The organism is Rhodobacter sp. Har01, assembly GCF_020564565.1.
In the GTDB taxonomy this organism is placed as follows: domain Bacteria; phylum Pseudomonadota; class Alphaproteobacteria; order Rhodobacterales; family Rhodobacteraceae; genus Pseudogemmobacter.
In genome coordinates this window covers 379201-397092 of record NZ_JAJCTD010000002.1, presented here as the reverse complement: position 1 = coordinate 397092, position 17892 = coordinate 379201, and the positions used below count along the sequence as shown (strand labels likewise).

Genomic DNA, 17892 nt, shown 5'->3' with positions numbered 1-17892 from the left:
CCGTGGCTATATAGAACCACAGAACGCCCGCACCAAGAGGCCCCCATGATCCGACGCTATGGCGAACCCGTCCGTGCGGGGCAATTCTACAAGCGGCGACCGGGGGTCTATGCCATCCTGCAGGACGGCGACCACATCCTCGCCACTCACCAGGCCGAGCCGATCCCCGAGTTCCAGCTGCCGGGCGGCGGCATCGACAAGGGCGAAAACCCGATCGCCGCCCTGCACCGCGAGGTGTTCGAGGAAACCGGCTGGTCAATCCGGCTGAACCGCCGCCTCGGCGCCTATCGCCGGTTCACCTACATGCCGGAATACGATCTCTGGGCCGAGAAGCTCTGCACCATCTACCTGGCCCATCCCGTGTTGCGCCGCGGCCCGCCGCTCGAGGCCGGGCACACCGCCGTCTGGATGTCCCTGCGCGAGGCGCCTGCGCTGCTTTCGACCAAGGGCGACCGGGCGATGGTTGCCGCTCTGCTGGCCTAGCTGCGGAAATCCAGGATCAGGCCCGAGACGTCATCGGGCAGCCGGTCGGTGCCGGCATGGCGGGCCAGGTCCCAGACCAGCGCTTCAAGCAGGGCCGGACTGTCCAGATCGGCCAGCCGCACCAGCATCCGCTTCAGACCGTCCTCGCCCAGTTCGAAGCCACCCTCGCCCGGGCATTCGGTGATGCCGTCCGACATCAGGAACAGCCGGTCACCGCGATGCAGGGTGAAATGGGTGTCATCATAGACGGCGTCCGGGATCAGCCCCACCGGCATCCCGCCGCTGCCGACCCGCTCCAGCCGCCCGTCGGACCGCAGCACCACCGGATGCGGGTGACCCGCCTGCGCCAGCCGCACATCGCCGCTGAGCAGGTCCACTTCGGCATAGGCCATGGTGAAGTACTGCTCGACCTGCAGCTCCTCCAGCATCATCCGGTTGAACTCCATCATCAGCCGCGCCGGCGGGCGCACCATCCGGCCGCCATCCGGCATCGCCTGAAACGCCAGGTTCTGTTCCGGCGACGAGCCTGACAGATACCCCGCCAGTCGTGCCGTCATCATCGCCGAGGCGACGCCGTGGCCTGAGACATCAACCGAATAGGCGGCGATCCGGCGGTCATCCAGTTGGAAGCAGCCGACCAGATCGCCGCCGACATGCCCCGATGAACGGATCATCAGGCTGACGGTCGCCCGCCCGAAATCGCGGAACCGGTCGCGCACCAGGGTCTGCTGCAGCTTGCGCGCCTCGACCAGGTCGCGGTCAAGCGAATCATACAGGCGCTGCAATTCCTCCAGCGTCTGGGCGACCACCCGGTTCTTTTCCACCAGCTCCGCCTGCATCGAGATGATGCGCATCCCGGCACGAAGGCGGGCGCGCAACTCTTCGCTGCTGACTGGTTTGGGCACGAAATCGTCAGCCCCGGCTTCCAGCCCGTCGGCAATCTCGGATTTTTCGGATTTTGACGTCAGCAGGATGAAATACCCATATCCCTCTCTTGGAAGCGCCCGGAATCGCTTGCAGAATTCGACGCCGGTCATGCCCGTCATCATCCAGTCGCTGATCACCACCTCAATCCGCATGGCCGAACACAGCGCCAGCGCTTCTTCGGCCGAGGCGGATTCGAACACTTCATAGCCCCAGCGGCGCAGATACATCGCCAGGAGCTGACGCTGCGCCCGGCTGTCATCCACGACAAGGACGCGCGCCGGGGCGCCCACCGTTTCCCCCGACAGGTGGTCTTGCTTCACGGGTTTCGAACCTTGCGACATTCGCATTCCAATGCTGCTTTGGCCGGCAGGATTGTCCGCCGCGGGTTAAGCCCGGGTGAAGCGTAAAATTGCCGGTGTCCGGGTCGGGCCGACTTACCGCTTGTTAATCCGGCAATGGAACCATCCCCCCCGGGTGTGAACGAAGGTCCGAGGGGCCGGAGGGTGCGATGATCGACTGGGACAGACTGAACGAATTGCGCGATGAGATCGGCGAGGACGACCTGGCTGAGGTGGTGGTCATCTTCCTGGACGAGGCTGACGAAGTGATCGGCCGCCTGGCCTCTGGGCAGTCGACCAACCTGGAATCCGACCTGCATTTCCTCAAGGGCAGCGCGCTGAATCTTGGGCTTTCCGATCTGGCGGGCCTGTGTCAGGACGGCGAAAAGCGGGCCGCCGCCGGCGACAATGCCAGCGTCGATCTGGCCCGCGTCGCCAGCCTGTACGAGGCGTCGAAACGATCTTTCCTGGGGGCCCTGGCCCGCGGCAGCGCCGCCTAGATCAGGAACTCGGTCAGCGCTTCGTCATCGGTGATGTCTCGGTAGCTGAACTCGGCCGCGTCCATCCGGCCGGTGAAATGCGCAAAGTTCTCGGCCCTTTTCGTCTCGATCCCGATCAGGACCGAGCCGAAGTTGCGGGCCGACTTCTTCAGGTATTCGAACCGCGCGATGTCGTCTTCCGGGCCCAGCATCGACAGGAACTCGCGCAGCGCCCCCGGCCGCTGCGGCATCCGCAGGATGAAATACTTCTTCACCCCGGCGTAGCGCTGGGCGCGTTCCTTCACCTCGGGCAGGCGCTCGAAGTCGAAGTTGCCCCCCGAGGTGACGCAGACCACCGTCTTGCCGCGGATCAGCGGCGCGATCTCGGGCAGGACGTCGACCGCCAGCGCGCCGGCCGGTTCCAGCACGATGCCTTCGACGTTGAGCATTTCCAGCATGGTGGTGCAGATCCGGTCCTCGGGCGCAAGATGCACCTGTTCCGGCCGAATCCAGTCCAGCCGCCGCCAGGTCAGCTCGCCCAGCTTCGCCACCGCCGCGCCGTCGACAAAGCTGTTCACCTTCGGCAGCTTGACCGGCCCGCCATGCTCCAGCGCCGCGGCCAGACTGGCTCCGCCCTTCGGCTCGACAAACTGGAACCGGGTCTCCGGCGCCACCTCGCGCAGATACCCCGTCACCCCCGAGGCCAGCCCGCCCCCACCCACCGGCAGCACCACCACATCCGGCGCCCGGCCCAGCTGGTCGATGATTTCCACCGCCACGCTGGCCTGGCCCTCGATCACGTCGGGGTCGTCGAACGGCGCCAGGAAATGCGCGTGGCGGTCGCGACACCAGGCCTGTGCGGCGGCCAGGGTCTGGTCGAAGTAGTCGCCCGTCAGCTCGATGGTGATGTTGTCGCCGCCGAAGATGCGGGTTTTGTCGATCTTCTGCTGCGGCGTCGTCACCGGCATGAAGATCGTGCCGTGCACGCCAAAATGCCGGCAGGCGAAGGCCACGCCCTGCGCATGGTTCCCCGCACTGGCACAGACGAACTCGCGCTGGTCCGGCGCCTTCGCCCGCACCTTGCGCATGGCGTTGAACGCCCCGCGCAGCTTGTAGCTGCGCACCGGCGTCAGGTCTTCCCGCTTGAGCCAGATGTCGGCGCCATAGCGTGCCGAAAGATGCTCGTTCCGCTGCAGGGGCGTTTCGGGAAACAGGCTGCGAAGGGCCTCGGTGGTCTGGCGCGCGCCTGCTTCGAAACTGTGCATCATTCGGTCCATCTGGGGCGGCTGCTGCCGGTCTACCTTGTTTCTGCCGCATTTCTGACCAGCCCTCGCCGGCCTCCTGCGGGTACGGTTTCGCCTGAATTGCGTTCACGGAGGATGAAATGGCAAGCCCCAAGCGACTGATTGCGTTCCTCGCCCTGTCCTGTCTTGCCGTCACGCCGGTCCTGCCGTTGTTCGACGGGTCTGATGGCGCGGCCGCCTACGCCGGAAACGGCAATGGCGGCGGCAACGGCGGCGGGAATGGTGGCGGCAACGGCGGCGGCAAGTCCGACAAGGCCGGCCACTCCGACAAGGGCAAGTCGGGCGCGAAGGCCACCGGCGGCAAGACCAAGGCCGCAAAGGCCAAGGTCCAGAAAACCCGGGCCAATCCGCCTGCCGCCAAGCCCGCCAAGGCCGTCGTCACCGAAGAGGTGATGACCGCCAGCGACCTGGGCAAGATGAACGGCGCGCTGCATGCCAGCCCGAACGCCATCCTTGCGCATATCCGCAACGGCCGAATGTCGAACGGCCCCGTCGGCCTGATGGCCGGCCTTGCCGTTGCCGATGCCCTGGCCACCGATTCGCTGACCGCCGCGGCCGACCTTCAGGCCGCCGTGGATGCCCATGCCGCTCTGGCCGATGGTCTTTCCACCGCGGGATATGATTCGCTTGACTCCTACCTGGCGGCCAAGGAGACCGGCGAAGTTGCGCCGGAAGACCAGGCCGCCATTGACCAGCTGGTCGCCGATGCCGGCGGCCTGACCGAAGACGGCACCGGCCTGGCCACATCCCCCCCGACCGAGGAAGAGATCGCGGCGGCCGAAGCGGCGGCGGCCGAAGCCGCGGCCGGCGTGACCGCGGCCGAAGACGCCTTCGTCGAAGCCTGGAACAAGGACGGCAACCCGGAAGACCTGCTGTCCCTTGCCCGCGAACGGATCGACACCTACGCCGACCAGGTCACCGCCACCCTGGACGAGATGAAGGCCGAAGAGGCCGCCGTCGAAGAGACCACTTCGGCGGAGGAGTCCCTCGAAGAGGTCATTCTGGAAGACGCCGCCCATCAGGGCTGATCCCTTCCCGTCCGGCCGGCGCCGTCTGCGGGCGGGCGCCGGCCGCCCCTCCTCTTGCCGCATGGGACAAAGCCCGCTAGAGGCTGGCGCCGAACGCATGCGCAAGAGGCTCAGATGCAGAAGCCGAAGAAAGTGGTCCTCGCCTATTCGGGCGGGCTCGATACCTCGATCATCCTCAAGTGGTTGCAGACCGAATACGGCTGCGAGGTGGTGACCTTCACCGCCGACCTGGGCCAGGGCGAAGAGCTTGAACCGGCGCGGCAGAAGGCCCTGCTGATGGGCATCCGGCCGGAAAACATCCACATCGTCGACGTGCGCGAGGAATTCGTCCGCGACTTCGTCTTCCCGATGTTCCGCGCCAATGCGCTGTATGAGGGGCTGTACCTGCTGGGCACCTCGATCGCCCGCCCGCTGATTTCGCAGCACCTTGTCCGCATCGCGCACGAAACCGGCGCCGATGCCGTGGCCCATGGCGCCACCGGCAAGGGCAATGACCAGGTCCGGTTCGAACTGTCCACCGCCGCGCTGGACCCGGCCATCCGCGTCATCGCGCCGTGGCGGCTGTGGGATCTGACCAGCCGCACCCGGCTGCTGGAATTCGCCGAAGCGAACCAGATCCCGATCGCCAAGGACAAGCGCGGCGAGGCGCCGTTCAGCGTCGACGCGAACCTCTTGCACACCTCGTCCGAGGGCAAGGTGCTGGAGAACCCCGCCGAAGAGGCGCCCGAGTTCGTCTACCAGCGCGTGACGCCGGTCGAACGCGCGCCCGACACGGCCGAAATGGTGGAAATCACCTTCGAGAAGGGCGATGCCGTGGCGATCAACGGCGAACGCCTGTCGCCCGCCACCATCCTGGCCCGGCTGAATGACATCGGCGGCAAGCATGGCGTGGGCCTGCTGGACCTGGTGGAAAACCGCTTTGTCGGCATGAAGTCGCGCGGGCTGTATGAAACCCCCGGCGGCACCATCCTGCTTGAGGCGCACCGCGGCATCGAGCAGATCACGCTGGACAGCGGCGCAGGCCACCTGAAGGATTCGATCATGCCGCGCTATGCGGAGCTGATCTACAACGGCTTCTGGTTCAGCCCCGAGCGTGAGGCGCTGCAGGCCCTGATCGACAAGACCCAGGAACACGTCACTGGCACCGTCCGCGTGAAGCTCTACAAGGGCAGCGCCCGGACCGTGGCCCGCTGGTCCGAGCATTCGCTTTACAGCGAAAAGCATGTGACCTTCGAGGAAGACGCCGGCGCCTATGACCAGAAGGACGCCGAGGGCTTCATCCGCCTGAACGCGCTGCGCCTGAAACTGATCGCCACCCGCAACGCCCGCGTGGCGAAAAAGGCTTAGACGTCAGGCCCTTCCCAACCCGTGGCGGGCCAACGTCTCATAGTAGGGCAGCGCCGCCTCGGCCAGTCTGGCGTGCTCGGCCGCAAGGTCCGGCAGCCCGCCTTCGGGGTCTTCGAACCCGGTCGAGGCATGCACGGCGCCATACCAGTGCGGCGCCCAGATGCCGTCATAGGGCTTGGGGCCGGCGGGCCAGGACAGCATCCGGTCGGTAAAGGGAATGCCCAGGCGACCACAAAGGATTCGCAGCGATTCCAGTGGGTTGGCGCGGATCGACGCGCTGTCGATCACCGGGGGCGCCTGCCCTGTCATCTGGGCGACCTGATCGAACAGTTCCGCCTGCTGGACAAAGCCGATATCCTGCAACGTGGGATTTTCCCTTTTCCTTGAATAGCTTGCCACCACCCGCGCCGGATGACGGATGAGAAACACGTTGGTCAGGCCCGCAAGGAAGCCCCGGCCGAAGGACGGGATCATGTGCAGGGTCATGTGCTTTTGGTAAAACAGGCTCTGTTCCTGCCGAATCGGCCCCAGACAGGCCGCGGCAACCCGGGCCGGGTCCGCCTCGCCGGCCGCGATCACCTGGTCGGCCATGGGGTGGGCCAGGCCGGTGGCGGCAAGGTAGGCGGCGTAGAACGGCTCATCCCAGACAGCACAGTCGCCCCGCGCCGCGAAGGCATACATCAGTGCCGTCGACAGGTTCCGCGGCCCGGACCACATGGCAATGCGTTTGGGATCGGGGGTCATGCGCCCACCATCTGCCTGTACAGGCCGCGCAGGCGTTCGGTCACCGGCCCCATCTGCCCGGTCCCGATGACGCGCCCGTCGATCGCCCCCACCGGGGTTTGCGCGCCGAAGGTGCCGGTCAGAAAGGCCTCATCCGCGCCGTAGGCATCGACCAGAGAAAAGTTGCGTTCGCGGGCCACGATGCCGTTCGCGCGGCACAGGTCCAGCACCTTGGCCCGGGTGATCCCGTTCATGCAGTAGTCGCCGGTGCTGGTCCAGACCTCGCCCTTGCGCACGATGAAGAAGTTGCAGGCGTTGGTCGTGTTCACGAAGCCATGCACGTCCAGCATCAGCGCCTCATCCGCCCCCGCCTTCTGCGCCGCGATGCAGGCCAGGATGCAGTTCAGCTTGGAGTGGCTGTTCAGCTTGGGGTCCTGGGTCATCGGCAGGCCGCGCAGGTGCGGCACGGTGGCCAGCGTGATCGGGCGGGGCAGCTTCGGGCGCGAATGCTCCATGATGATGACCATGGTCGGCCCCTGCTGCGACAGGCGCGGGTGCTGGAACGGCCGAGTCTTGACCCCCCGCGTCACCATCAGCCGGCAATGCGCATCCGTCACCATGCCATTCGCCATTTGTGTCTCTAACACGGCGGAAACTACGTCTTCCCGGCTGCGGCCAATGTCCAGGTCAATCGCCTTCGCGGCCTCGAACAGGCGGTCGATGTGTTCCTCGATGAAGGCCCAGCGGCCGTTGTACAGACGGATGCCTTCCCACACGCCATCGCCCAGCATGAAGCCGGAATCGTAGACCGAGACGACGGCTTGCGCCTTGGGGCGAAGCACGCCGTCGACCCAGATCAGAATCCGGTCGTTGCGGGCGTCTTCCTCGGCCTGATGGGCTGAGACGTGGTCGGTCATCGCGCGCTCCTTGCGGGTTTGCCGCAAGGCTAGGGCGCGCGATGCCAAAGGGAAACCCCCCTCCCGGGGCGCGAAGGAGTTCGCGCCCGTTCGGCCCTGTAAACGCTCCACCGGAGCGTTTTCTCCCCGGCTTGGGCCGGGGCCGGGCCTCACCCCACCTTGCAGGCCGCCATGACCGCCATGTTCAGGATGTCGTTTGCGGTGGCCCCGGTCGAGCAGATCTGGATCGGCTTCTTCACGCCGGTCAGGATGGGACCGATGACCGTGGCCCCGGCCATTTCCTGCATCAGCTTGACCGAGATCGAGGCGGAGTGCCGCGCCGGGACAACCAGGATGTTCGCCGGTCCGGTCAGGCGGCAGAACGGATAGGCCGCCATCCGCTGCATGTTCAGCGCCACATCGACGGTCATTTCGCCATCGTATTCGAAATCGACGTTTCGCTTGTCCAGCGCCAGCGGGGCGCGGTGCATCTTCAGCGCGCGTTCGGACATCGGATAGCCGAAGGTCGAGAAGCTCACGAAGGCAACCCGCGGCTCAAGCCCCAGGTTGCGGGCCACACCGGCAGCCCGAATGGCGATCGTGGCCAGGTCCTCTTCCTCGGGCCATTCATGCACCAGGGTATCGGCGATCAGCAGGATGCGACCCTTGTGCAAGAGCGCCGTCACCCCCACGGCCCCATCGGCAGCCGATGCGTCGAAGACCGTGTTGATCAGGCTCAGCACATGCGCCGACTTGCGGGTGGCCCCGGTCACCAGCGCGTCGCCATGCCCATGCGCCAGCATCAGCGAGGCGAAGACATGCCGGTCGCGGGCGGCCAGACGGTGGATATCCTCGCGGTCCTGGCCCTGACGTTGCAGGCGGCTGTAGAGAAAGTCCTTGTAGGCGTCGAGGTGCCGGGTGTTGCCGGCGTTGACCACCTCAAGTTCCTTGACGGCATCCGACAGGCCGACGGATTCCAGCTTTTCGCGGACGTCGTGGTCGCGGCCTACGACCAGCGCCTTGCCAAGGCCGCTGCGCTGCCAGGCGACGGCGGCACGCAACACGCGGGGATCGTCGCCTTCGGCAAAGATCATCCGGGCCTGGGCCTGGCGGGCGCGGGCGTGGATGCCTTGCAGGATGCTGGCCGTCGGGTCCATCCGGGCCTTGAGGCCGGCCTCGTAGGCCTTCATGTCGATGATCGGGCGGCGGGCGACGCCGGTATCCATGCCGGCCCTGGCCACCGCCGGCGGGATGGTGTGGATCAGCCGGGGGTCGAAGGGCGTGGGAATGATGTAGTCGCGCCCGAAGGTCAGCTTGCGGCCATAGGCCATGGCGACCTCGTCCGGCACGTCTTCGCGCGCCAGCTTTGCCAGCGCCTTGGCGCAGGCGATCTTCATCTCGTCGTTGATGGCGCGGGCGTGGATGTCCAGCGCGCCGCGGAAGAGATAGGGAAAGCCCAGGACGTTGTTCACCTGGTTGGGGTAATCGCTGCGGCCCGTCGCCACGATGGCGTCAGAGCGAACGGCCTGGGCCTCTTCGGGGGTGATCTCGGGATCGGGGTTCGCCATGGCGAAGATCACCGGGTTCGGCGCCATGCTGGCGACCATCGCGGGTGTGACGGCACCCTTGGCGCTGACGCCCAGGAAGACGTCGGCGCCGACCATCGCCTCATCCAGAGTGCGCAGGTCGGTCTTCACCGCGTGGGCCGATTTCCACTGGTTCATGCCCTCGGTGCGGCCCTGGTAGATGACGCCCTTGGTGTCGCACATGATGCAGTTTTCATTGCGCGCGCCCATGGTCTTGAGCAGTTCAAGGCAGGCGATGCCCGCCGCACCGGCCCCGTTCAGGACGATGCGGACGTCCTGGATCAGCTTGCCCGAGATCTCCAGCGCGTTGATCAGGCCGGCGGCACAGATCACCGCGGTGCCGTGCTGGTCATCGTGAAACACCGGAATGTCGCAGATTTCCTTGAGCCGGCTTTCGATGATGAAGCATTCCGGGGCCTTGATGTCTTCAAGGTTGATGCCGCCGAAGGTGCAGCTCATCAACTGGACGGCCTTGATGATCTCGTCGGGGTCCTCGGTCGCCAGCTCGATGTCGATGGCGTTGACGTCGGCAAAGCGCTTGAACAGCACCGCCTTGCCTTCCATCACCGGCTTCGACGCCAGCGCGCCCAGGTTCCCCATCCCCAGGATCGCGGTGCCGTTCGAGATCACCGCCACCATGTTGCCCTTGACCGTGTAGTCATAGGCCGTCTCGGGATTGTCGGCGATGGCCTGCACCGGCACGGCCACCCCGGGCGAATAGGCCAGCGAAAGATCGCGCTGCGTCGCCATCGGCTTCGAGGCGACAACGTCATATTTACCCGGATAGGGTTCAAAATGGTAGTTCAGCGCCTCTTCCGGCGTGGTCTTGTTTCGGGTCGTCATCAGGGGGCCATCCTGTCATGAAGCCCGGCGGTCATAGACCCGGCGGTGCGGCCTGAAAAGGTGCTAAACAAGCCTTTTCGCTGGAAGCGCGCTTTTGTAGGGTCGGCCAGGGCCGGGGGAACGCATGACCGAAGACGCCACGACGCCGATGATGGCGCAGTATCTGCAGATCAAGGCGCAGAACCCCGGCGCCCTGCTGTTCTACCGGATGGGCGATTTCTACGAGATGTTCTTCGACGACGCGGCGGCGGCAGCCGAGGCGCTGGACATCGCGCTGACCAAGCGCGGCTTTCACCAGGGTGAGCCGATCCCGATGTGCGGTGTGCCGGTCCATGCGGCCGAGGGCTACCTGCTGACGCTGATCCGCAAGGGATTCCGCGTTGCCATTGCCGAACAAATGGAAGACCCGGCCGAGGCGAAGAAGCGCGGGGCGAAATCGGTGGTGCGGCGCGATGTGGTGCGGCTGGTCACCCCCGGCACGCTGACCGAGGACAGCCTGCTGGACGCCCGCCGCCCCAACCATCTGGTCGCCTGGGCCGAAGTGCGCGACGAGGCGGCGCTGGCCTGGGCCGACATCTCGACCGGAGAGCTGCGGGTGATGCCCTGCCCGCTGGCCCGGCTGGCGCCCGAACTGGCCCGGCTGGCCCCGCGCGAAGTGCTGGTCAGCGACACCCGCGACCGCGAACTTGCGCCGGTGGTGCAGGACAGCGGTGCCGCGCTGACGCCGCTGGCGCGCGCCAGTTTCGACAGTGCGGGGGCCGAGCATCGGCTGTGCGCCCTGTTCGGCACCACTTCGCTTGAGGGATTTGGCAGCTTCACCCGGGCCGAGATGTCGGCGATGGGCGCGCTGGCCGACTATCTTGACCTGACCCAGCGCGGGCGGATGCCGCTGTTGCACCCGCCGGTCAAGGAACCCCCCGGCGGCGCAATGCAGATCGACGCCGCCACCCGGCGGAATCTGGAGCTGACGGCGGCGCTGGGCGGTGGCCGCGAGGGATCACTTCTGGCGGCGGTGGATCGCACCGTCACCGCCGCCGGCGCGCGGCTGCTGGAACGCCGACTGTCCTCGCCGTCCCGAGACCTGCCGACCATCCACGCCCGGCTTGCGGCGGTGCGGGGCCTGCTGGAATCCCCGCGCCTGCACGACGCCTTGCGCGATGCCTTGCGCCGGGTGCCGGACATGGACCGCGCGGCGTCGCGGCTGGCGCTGGATCGCGGCGGTCCGCGCGACCTGACCGCCATCCGCGCCGGCCTGTCACAGGCGGGCGCCGTGGCCGGCCTGCTGACCGACGCGCCGCCGCTGCTGGCCGAGGCCGCAAGCGCCCTGCTGGGTCACGAGATGCTGACCGGCCTGCTGGACCGGGCACTGGTGGCCGAGCCGCCGCTGTTCACCCGCGACGGCGGCTATATCGCGCCGGGCTTCGACGCCGAACTGGACGAAACCCGCAGCTTGCGGGACGAAGGCCGCGGCGTGATCGGGCGGATGCAGGCCGATTATGTCGAACGAACCGGGGTGCAAAGCCTGAAGATCAAGCACAACAACGTGCTGGGCTACTTCGTCGAGGTCACCACCACCCACGAAGACCGCATCCGGTCCTTCCCCGACCTGTTCATCCACCGGCAGACCACCGCCGGGCAGGTGCGCTTTACCACGCTGGCGCTGAGCGAGCTGGAAACCCGCATCCTGAACGCCGGCAACCACGCCATCGAGATCGAAAAGCGTCACTACGAAGGCCTGCGGGCCGCCGTTCTGTCCGCCGCCGGACCGATCGGCACCGCCGCCCGCGCGCTGGCCGAGATCGACCTTGCCGCCGCGCTGGCCGAACTGGCCGCGGCCGAGGACTGGTGCGAACCGCAGGTCGACGACAGCCACGCCTTCAGGGTGGAAGGCGGCCGCCACCCCGTCGTGGAACGCGCGTTGAAACGCGCCGGAGACCCCTTCATCGCCAACGACTGCGCCCTGACAGACGGCGCGACACCAGCGATCTGGCTGCTGACCGGCCCGAACATGGCCGGCAAATCCACCTTCCTGCGGCAGAACGCGCTGATCGCGCTTCTTGCCCAGGCCGGCAGCTTCGTTCCCGCCCGGGCCGCCCACATCGGCCTTGTCAGCCAGTTGTTCAGCCGCGTCGGCGCCAGTGACGACCTGGCCCGCGGCAGGTCCACCTTCATGGTGGAAATGGTCGAAACCGCCGCCATCCTGAACCAGGCCGACGACCGCGCGCTGGTGATCCTGGATGAGATCGGCCGCGGCACCGCCACCTATGACGGCCTGTCCATCGCCTGGGCCACGCTGGAACACCTGCACGAAACCAACCGCTGCCGTGCCCTCTTCGCCACCCATTACCATGAGATGACGGCGCTGGCGGGCAAGCTGGCCGGGGTCGAGAACGCCACCGTCACGGTCAAGGAATGGGACGGCGAGGTGATCTTCCTGCACGAAGTCACCAAGGGAGCCGCCGACCGCAGCTATGGCGTGCAGGTCGCCCGCCTGGCCGGCCTGCCGCACAGCGTGGTAGAACGCGCCAAGGTGGTGCTTGAGGCGCTGGAAAAGGGCGACCGCGAGGGCGGCAAGCAATCCGCGCTGATCGACGACCTGCCGCTGTTCCGCGCCGCCCCGCCGCCCAGGCCGCAAAAGACGTCAGAGGTGGAATCCCGCCTCAAGGCGCTGCACCCCGACGAGATGACCCCGATCCAGGCGCTCAAGGCGCTGTACGATCTCAAATCACTCCTGACCTGAGCCGTTTCATCTGTCTGTAAATATCCTGCGGGGGTCCGGGGGCGCAAAGCCCCCGGGGCATCCACCCTCAGCCCGGGTTGGACGAAACGCCCACCTGCGCCGGCCGCAACAGCCGGTCATACAGCATGAAGCCCTCGGTCATCACCTGGATGATCTGCCCGGCCTTGGTGCCCGGCAAGGGCGCCTCGAACATCGCCTGATGCATCTGCGGATCGAACATGTCGCCCACCGCGGGGGTGATCGTCGTCACCCCGTGCTTCTGCATCACGTTGCTCAACTCTCGCAGCGTCAGCTCGACGCCCTCGATCAAGGCCGCAGAGGCAACCCGGGACTCCTCCGGAATCGCCGCCAGAGCCCGCGAAAGGTTGTCATAGACCGGCAGCAGATCGCGCGCCAACCGCGTGCTGCCGTATTGCTCGGCCTCGCGGCGATCACGCTCGGCCCGCTTGCGGGAATTCTCGGCCTCGGCCAGGGCGCGCATGAACTTGTCGCGGTATTCGTCGCGCTCGGCCTTCAGCACCGCCAGCCGCTCTTCCGCGTCGAAGTCGCTCAGTTCCAGATCGTCCTCGCCTGCCCCGGGGGCGGCGGTCTCATCCTGCGCCATATGTTCTTGTCCTCGTCTCTTTCGGTCTCAGCCCCGCCCGCGGTCGGACACCATCCGCCCCACCAGCTGCGCCGTGTAATCCACAATCGGCACGACCCGGCCGTAGTTCAGCCGCGTGGGGCCGATGACGCCGACCGCGCCGATGATCTTTCGCTCGGCGTTCATATAGGGAGAAACCACCAGACTTGAACCCGAAAGTGAAAAGAGTTTGTTCTCCGAGCCGATGAAGATGCGCACGCCGTCGCCCTCTTCGGCCAGTTCCAGGAATTCGGCGATGTCGCGCTTGCGTTCCAGATCGTCGAAGAGGCTGCGGATGCGGTCGACATCGGCCTCGGTTGCGGCCTCAAGCAGGTTGGCCCGGCCGCGGACCATCAGCCGCTCCTGGCTTTGCCCGGCGTTTTCCCAGACCGCGAGGCCGCTTTCCACCAGCTCACGCGCCAGCGAATCGATCTCTTGCCGGTGGCGGTCGATCTCGGCGCGCATGGTGCGGCGGAGTTCCTCAAGCGTCTTGCCTTCGGCCATGGCGTTCAGGAAATTCGCCGCCTCGCGCATCGAGCTGGGCGTCTGCCCGGGCGGCGGGTGGAACAAGCGGTTTTCCACCTGCCCGTCGGCAAAGACCAACACCACCAAGGCCCGGTCGGCCGACAGGCTGACGAACTCGATATGCCGGATCGGCGCCGATTCGTGCTTGGGCGACAGCACGATGCTGGCCCCCCGCGTCAGCGCCGACAGTGCCGACCCGACGTGATCGAGAAGCGCCGTCACGTCCTGGTCGTTCTGTGTCAGCGTGGCGTCGATCCGCTCGCGGTCGGCCTCGGCCACCCGGCCCATCTCAAGGAACCCGTCGACGAACAGCCGCAGCCCGGCCTGCGTCGGCACCCTGCCGGCCGAAACATGCGGGCTGTCCAGCAGCCCCAGAAACTCAAGATCCTGCATCACGTTGCGGATGGTTGCCGCCGAGATGTGCTCGCTGAGCGTCCGCGTCAGGGTGCGCGAACCGACCGGCTCTCCGGTCGTCAGATAGCCTTCGACGACGCGGCGGAACACCTCGCGTGAGCGGTCGGTCATCTCGGTCAGAAGATTCGGTCCGGTCTGCATTGCATCCCTGCCTGCGGTCTTGGGAATAAAGGGTGTCGCCGGCCCGCCGTCAATCGGGCTTGCACCGGCGGGCCTGCGGGGCGTATCAGGCCGCGAAACCCCGAAAGGATGATCATGCGCCCCTCTGGCCGTGCCCTGGATGAACTTCGCCCCGTCACCATCGAGACCGCCGTCACCCGCCATGCCGAAGGGTCGTGCCTGATCCGCATGGGCGGAACGCATGTGCTGTGCACCGCGACCATCGAGGAAAAGCCGCCGCAGTTCCTGCGCAACACCGGCATGGGCTGGGTCACCGCGGAATACGGCATGCTGCCGCGCAGCACCCACACGCGCACCAAGCGAGAGGCCGCGGCCGGCAAGCAAAGCGGAAGAACGCAGGAAATTCAAAGGCTTATCGGTCGCAGCCTGCGCGCGGTGGTCGATCGGCAGGCCCTGGGCGAACGCCAGATCGTCATCGACTGCGACGTGATCCAGGCCGATGGCGGCACCCGCTGCGCCTCGATCACCGGGGGCTTCGTGGCGCTGCGGCTGGCGGTGAACAAGCTGCGGGAAAAGGGTCTGCTGTTGTCGGACCCGATCCTTGACCACGTCGCCGCGGTGTCTTGCGGCGTCTATGGCGGCCAGCCCGTGCTGGACCTGGATTATGACGAGGATTCGGTCGCCGGCACCGACGGTAACTTTGTCGTCACCGGCCTGGGCAAGCTGGTCGAGGTGCAAGCCTCGGCCGAGGGCGCGCCGTTCAGCGTGGCCGATCTGCAGGCGCTGATGGCGCTGGCCGACAAGGGCATCGCCGCGCTGGTCGAGGCGCAGCGCAAGGCCCTGGCATGACGCGGCGGTTCACCGGCGACCGGCTGGTGATCGCCACCCACAACCGCGGCAAGCTGGAGGAGTTCGCCCAGCTGCTGGCGCCCTTGGGGGTGTCTTGCGTCTCGGCGGGCGATCTGGGCATGCCCGAGCCGGAGGAGACGGAGGATTCGTTCCTCGGCAATGCCCGGATCAAGGCGCATGCGGCGGCCAAGGCCTCGGGCCTGCCGGCGCTGGCCGATGATTCCGGGCTGACCGTCGATGCGCTGGATGGCGCGCCGGGGGTCTATACGGCGGATTGGGCGACCACGCCGGCGGGCCGCGATTTCGTTCATGCGATGGAAAAGACCCACGCGGCCTTGGCCGGTTTTCCCCAGCCCTGGACGGCGCAGTTCCGCTGCACGCTGGTGCTGGCCTGGCCCGATGGCCATGACGAATGGGTGGAGGGCACCGCTCCGGGCCGCCTTGTCTGGCCCCGGCGCGGGCAGGATGGCCACGGCTATGACCCGATGTTCCAGCCCGACGGCCACGCCCGAACCTTCGCCGAACTGACCGCGGCCGAGAAGAACGCCATCAGCCACCGCGGCCAGGCCGTCGCCCGCATGCTGGCGCAGTGTTTCACGTGAAACACGACGATTGGCAGGACGGCGGCTTTGCGCTTTACCTGCATTGGCCGTTCTGCAAGGCCAAGTGCCCCTATTGCGACTTCAACAGCCACGTTCGCGACGGCATCGACCAGACCGACTGGCATACCGCCTATCTGGCCGAACTCGACCGCGCCGCGACCGAGACCGGCGGGCGCATCCTGCGATCGGTGTTCTTTGGCGGCGGCACCCCGTCGCTGATGGACCCGGGCCTGGTCGGCGCCGTGCTCGACCGCATCGCGCGCCACTGGCGGTTCGAGAATGATGTCGAGATCACGCTTGAGGCCAACCCGACCTCGGTCGAGGCCGACCGCTTTCGCGGCTATCGCGCCGCCGGGGTGAACCGGCTGTCGATCGGGCTGCAAGCGCTGAGTGACGATGACCTGCGCCGGCTGGGCCGCCAGCACCTGGCGCATGAGGCGCTTGCCGCCTTCGATCTGGCCCGCGCCACCTTTCCCCGCGTCTCGGCCGACCTGATCTATGCCCGGCAAGACCAGACGCTTGCCGCGTGGCAGGCCGAACTGCGCGGCCTTCTGGCCCGCGGCCCCGACCACCTGTCGCTGTATCAGCTGACCATCGAGGACGGCACCGCCTTCGGCGCCCTTCACAAGGCCGGAAAGCTGCCCGGTTTGCCGGACGAAGACCTTGCGGCCGACATGTATCTGGCGACCGGCCAGCTTTGCGGCGACGCAGGGCTTTCGGCCTATGAGGTATCGAACTACGCGGCGGAAGGCGCGGAATCGCGCCACAATCTGGTGTACTGGCGGATGGGCGACTATCTGGGCATCGGCCCCGGCGCGCATGGCCGGTTGACGCTGGACGGCACCCGGTTCGCCACCAGCACGCTGCGCACCCCCGAGGCCTGGCTGCGCGCCGTTCGCGAAACCGGCACCGGCGAGCAGCCGCGAGAAGTGCTGCAGCCGGTCGATCAGGCCGATGAATACCTTATGATGTCGCTGCGCCTGGCCGAGGGCACGGAGATCGGCCGTTATCAGGCACTTTCCGGCAGCGATCTGAACCCCGGGGCGCTGGAAGCGGGCCTTGCGGCGGGCCTGTTGCGGCGTGACGGCGACCGGCTTTGCACCACAGACGCCGGGCGGCTGCTGCTGAACCGCCTGGTGCTGGACCTGTCGGCCTGAGCCAACCGGCCCGACTCAGTCGGCCAGGCCGCCCGGCGCCTGCGACAACAGGCTGCAAAGGCGGTCAAGGTCCTCCAGCGAGCGATAGGAAATCGTCACCGTCCCGCCCTCGCCGCGGTGGTCGATCTTCACCGACAGGCCCAGATGCGCGGAAAGATCGCCCTCAAGCGCCCGTGTATCGGCATCCTTGGACGAATCGGCCCGGTCGCGCGTGGGTTTCGTCGTCTCGGAGGCCTGACGGACCAGCCTTTCCGTCTCACGCACCGACAGCCCCTGCGCGGCCACCCGGCGGGCCAGCGCCACCGGGTCGGGCGTGCCGATCAGGGCCCGGGCGTGGCCGGCGCTGATCCTGCCAGACCGGACCAGACCCTGCACCTCGTCGGGAAGGTTCAGCAACCGCAACAGGTTGGCAATGTGGCTGCGGCTTTTCGACAGCGCCTCTGCGATCTTTTCCTGGGTGTGACCAAAGCGGTCAACCAGCGCCCGGATACCCAGCGCCTCTTCGATGGCGTTCAAATCCTCGCGCTGGATGTTCTCGATGATCGCGACTTCCAGCACTTCGGTGTCGTCAAGGTCGCGAATGACCACCGGCACCTCGTGCAACTGGGCGATCTGGGCCGCACGCCAGCGGCGTTCGCCGGCGACGATTTCAAACGAATCGCCCACGGGCCGCACCACCAGGGGCTGGATCACCCCCTTCTGCCGCAGCGAATCGGCCAGTGCCTCAAGCGCGGCGGGGTCGAAATCCTTGCGCGGCTGCAAGGGATTCGGCCGCAGGCTGGCGACCGGCAGGCGGGTGTCGGCCCGGCGCGGGCCTTCGCTTTCGGGCCGCAGGTTCACATCCGACATCAGCGCCGAAAGCCCGCGGCCAAGCCCTTTCCTCGGTTCCATTCCTGCCTCTTTTCGTCT

At 67.0% G+C, this 17892-nt stretch carries 16 protein-coding genes; 8 read left to right on the top strand and 8 right to left on the bottom strand.

Annotation, left to right across the window (positions count from 1 at the left end):
• Positions 1-45 precede the first annotated feature (45 nt).
• Positions 46-483 (top strand): NUDIX domain-containing protein, encoded by a 438-nt coding sequence (locus LHP98_RS07710; RefSeq protein WP_227251931.1) that lies wholly within the window; start codon positions 46-48, stop codon positions 481-483.
• On the opposite strand, the gene LHP98_RS07705 is transcribed toward LHP98_RS07710, so the two are convergent.
• Positions 480-1751 carry a PP2C family protein-serine/threonine phosphatase gene (locus LHP98_RS07705; protein ID WP_413687622.1) on the bottom strand — a complete coding sequence of 424 codons (1272 nt, stop codon included), beginning with the start codon at positions 1749-1751 and terminating at the stop codon, positions 480-482. The two genes, LHP98_RS07710 and LHP98_RS07705, sit on opposite strands and share 4 nt — an antisense overlap.
• A gap of 167 nt (positions 1752-1918) precedes the next feature.
• Here LHP98_RS07705 and LHP98_RS07700 point away from each other — a divergent pair, with 167 nt between their 5' ends.
• On the top strand, positions 1919-2248 hold the full coding sequence (locus LHP98_RS07700) for an Hpt domain-containing protein (RefSeq protein ID WP_227251929.1): 330 nt from the start codon (positions 1919-1921) through the stop codon (positions 2246-2248).
• Here LHP98_RS07700 and ilvA read toward each other — a convergent pair.
• Positions 2245-3492 (bottom strand): threonine ammonia-lyase IlvA, encoded by a 1248-nt coding sequence (gene ilvA / locus LHP98_RS07695; protein ID WP_227252086.1) that lies wholly within the window; start codon positions 3490-3492, stop codon positions 2245-2247. The two genes, LHP98_RS07700 and ilvA, sit on opposite strands and share 4 nt — an antisense overlap.
• A 119-nt stretch (positions 3493-3611) precedes the next feature.
• Here ilvA and LHP98_RS07690 point away from each other — a divergent pair, with 119 nt between their 5' ends.
• Both LHP98_RS07690 and LHP98_RS07685 read left to right on the top strand, forming a co-directional pair.
• A complete protein-coding gene (locus LHP98_RS07690) occupies positions 3612-4559 on the top strand; it encodes a hypothetical protein (RefSeq protein ID WP_227251928.1) in 948 nt (315 codons plus the stop codon).
• Between the two features lie 114 nt (positions 4560-4673).
• Complete coding sequence (locus LHP98_RS07685; RefSeq protein ID WP_227251927.1) at positions 4674-5906, top strand: argininosuccinate synthase; 1233 nt, start codon at positions 4674-4676, stop codon at positions 5904-5906.
• A gap of 3 nt (positions 5907-5909) precedes the next feature.
• Here LHP98_RS07685 and LHP98_RS07680 read toward each other — a convergent pair whose 3' ends face one another.
• The 3 genes from LHP98_RS07680 to LHP98_RS07670 all read right to left on the bottom strand — a co-directional run bounded on the left by LHP98_RS07680 (position 5910) and on the right by LHP98_RS07670 (position 9954).
• On the bottom strand, positions 5910-6623 hold the full coding sequence (locus tag LHP98_RS07680; RefSeq protein ID WP_227252085.1) for an HAD family hydrolase: 714 nt from the start codon (positions 6621-6623) through the stop codon (positions 5910-5912).
• 23 nt (positions 6624-6646) lie between these two features.
• A complete protein-coding gene (locus LHP98_RS07675) occupies positions 6647-7546 on the bottom strand; it encodes a D-amino acid aminotransferase (protein ID WP_227251926.1) in 900 nt (299 codons plus the stop codon).
• Between the two features lie 149 nt (positions 7547-7695).
• Positions 7696-9954, bottom strand: a complete 2259-nt coding sequence (locus tag LHP98_RS07670; RefSeq protein WP_227251925.1) for an NADP-dependent malic enzyme — start codon at positions 9952-9954, stop codon at positions 7696-7698.
• 124 nt (positions 9955-10078) lie between these two features.
• Between LHP98_RS07670 and mutS the strand changes: the two genes are divergently transcribed.
• Positions 10079-12694 carry a DNA mismatch repair protein MutS gene (mutS, locus tag LHP98_RS07665; protein ID WP_227251924.1) on the top strand — a complete coding sequence of 872 codons (2616 nt, stop codon included), beginning with the start codon at positions 10079-10081 and terminating at the stop codon, positions 12692-12694.
• A gap of 67 nt (positions 12695-12761) precedes the next feature.
• Here mutS and LHP98_RS07660 read toward each other — a convergent pair whose 3' ends face one another.
• Entirely contained in the window at positions 12762-13298 is a 537-nt protein-coding gene (locus LHP98_RS07660; protein ID WP_227251923.1) for a nucleotide exchange factor GrpE, read from the bottom strand.
• A gap of 27 nt (positions 13299-13325) precedes the next feature.
• Complete coding sequence (hrcA, locus tag LHP98_RS07655; RefSeq protein ID WP_227251922.1) at positions 13326-14396, bottom strand: heat-inducible transcriptional repressor HrcA; 1071 nt, start codon at positions 14394-14396, stop codon at positions 13326-13328.
• A gap of 114 nt (positions 14397-14510) precedes the next feature.
• Between hrcA and rph the strand changes: the two genes are divergently transcribed.
• The 3 genes from rph to hemW are packed head-to-tail and all read left to right on the top strand — an operon-like array spanning position 14511 to position 16983.
• Complete coding sequence (gene rph / locus LHP98_RS07650; RefSeq protein ID WP_227251921.1) at positions 14511-15224, top strand: ribonuclease PH; 714 nt, start codon at positions 14511-14513, stop codon at positions 15222-15224.
• Positions 15221-15826 carry an RdgB/HAM1 family non-canonical purine NTP pyrophosphatase gene (gene rdgB, locus LHP98_RS07645; RefSeq protein ID WP_227251920.1) on the top strand — a complete coding sequence of 202 codons (606 nt, stop codon included), beginning with the start codon at positions 15221-15223 and terminating at the stop codon, positions 15824-15826. Before rph ends, rdgB begins: the two co-directional genes overlap by 4 nt.
• Complete coding sequence (gene hemW, locus LHP98_RS07640; protein WP_227251919.1) at positions 15823-16983, top strand: radical SAM family heme chaperone HemW; 1161 nt, start codon at positions 15823-15825, stop codon at positions 16981-16983. Before rdgB ends, hemW begins: the two co-directional genes overlap by 4 nt.
• 15 nt (positions 16984-16998) lie before the next feature.
• Here hemW and LHP98_RS07635 read toward each other — a convergent pair whose 3' ends face one another.
• Positions 16999-17874: a ParB/RepB/Spo0J family partition protein gene (locus LHP98_RS07635; RefSeq protein ID WP_227251918.1), complete on the bottom strand. Its 876-nt coding sequence runs from the start codon at positions 17872-17874 to the stop codon at positions 16999-17001.
• Positions 17875-17892: the final 18 nt, after the last annotated feature.

What these genes read in the sequence shown, in the direction of transcription:
- LHP98_RS07710 (WP_227251931.1), top strand. Translation starts at nt 46, where the DNA reads ATGATCCGACGCTATGGCGAACCCGTCCGTGCGGGGCAATTCTACAAG.
- LHP98_RS07705 (WP_413687622.1), bottom strand. Translation starts at nt 1,751, where the DNA reads ATGTCGCAAGGTTCGAAACCCGTGAAGCAAGACCACCTGTCGGGGGAA.
- LHP98_RS07700 (WP_227251929.1), top strand. Translation starts at nt 1,919, where the DNA reads ATGATCGACTGGGACAGACTGAACGAATTGCGCGATGAGATCGGCGAG.
- ilvA (WP_227252086.1), bottom strand. Translation starts at nt 3,492, where the DNA reads ATGCACAGTTTCGAAGCAGGCGCGCGCCAGACCACCGAGGCCCTTCGC.
- LHP98_RS07690 (WP_227251928.1), top strand. Translation starts at nt 3,612, where the DNA reads ATGGCAAGCCCCAAGCGACTGATTGCGTTCCTCGCCCTGTCCTGTCTT.
- LHP98_RS07685 (WP_227251927.1), top strand. Translation starts at nt 4,674, where the DNA reads ATGCAGAAGCCGAAGAAAGTGGTCCTCGCCTATTCGGGCGGGCTCGAT.
- LHP98_RS07680 (WP_227252085.1), bottom strand. Translation starts at nt 6,623, where the DNA reads ATGTGGTCCGGGCCGCGGAACCTGTCGACGGCACTGATGTATGCCTTC.
- LHP98_RS07675 (WP_227251926.1), bottom strand. Translation starts at nt 7,546, where the DNA reads ATGACCGACCACGTCTCAGCCCATCAGGCCGAGGAAGACGCCCGCAAC.
- LHP98_RS07670 (WP_227251925.1), bottom strand. Translation starts at nt 9,954, where the DNA reads ATGACGACCCGAAACAAGACCACGCCGGAAGAGGCGCTGAACTACCAT.
- mutS (WP_227251924.1), top strand. Translation starts at nt 10,079, where the DNA reads ATGACCGAAGACGCCACGACGCCGATGATGGCGCAGTATCTGCAGATC.
- LHP98_RS07660 (WP_227251923.1), bottom strand. Translation starts at nt 13,298, where the DNA reads ATGGCGCAGGATGAGACCGCCGCCCCCGGGGCAGGCGAGGACGATCTG.
- hrcA (WP_227251922.1), bottom strand. Translation starts at nt 14,396, where the DNA reads ATGCAGACCGGACCGAATCTTCTGACCGAGATGACCGACCGCTCACGC.
- rph (WP_227251921.1), top strand. Translation starts at nt 14,511, where the DNA reads ATGCGCCCCTCTGGCCGTGCCCTGGATGAACTTCGCCCCGTCACCATC.
- rdgB (WP_227251920.1), top strand. Translation starts at nt 15,221, where the DNA reads ATGACGCGGCGGTTCACCGGCGACCGGCTGGTGATCGCCACCCACAAC.
- LHP98_RS07635 (WP_227251918.1), bottom strand. Translation starts at nt 17,874, where the DNA reads ATGGAACCGAGGAAAGGGCTTGGCCGCGGGCTTTCGGCGCTGATGTCG.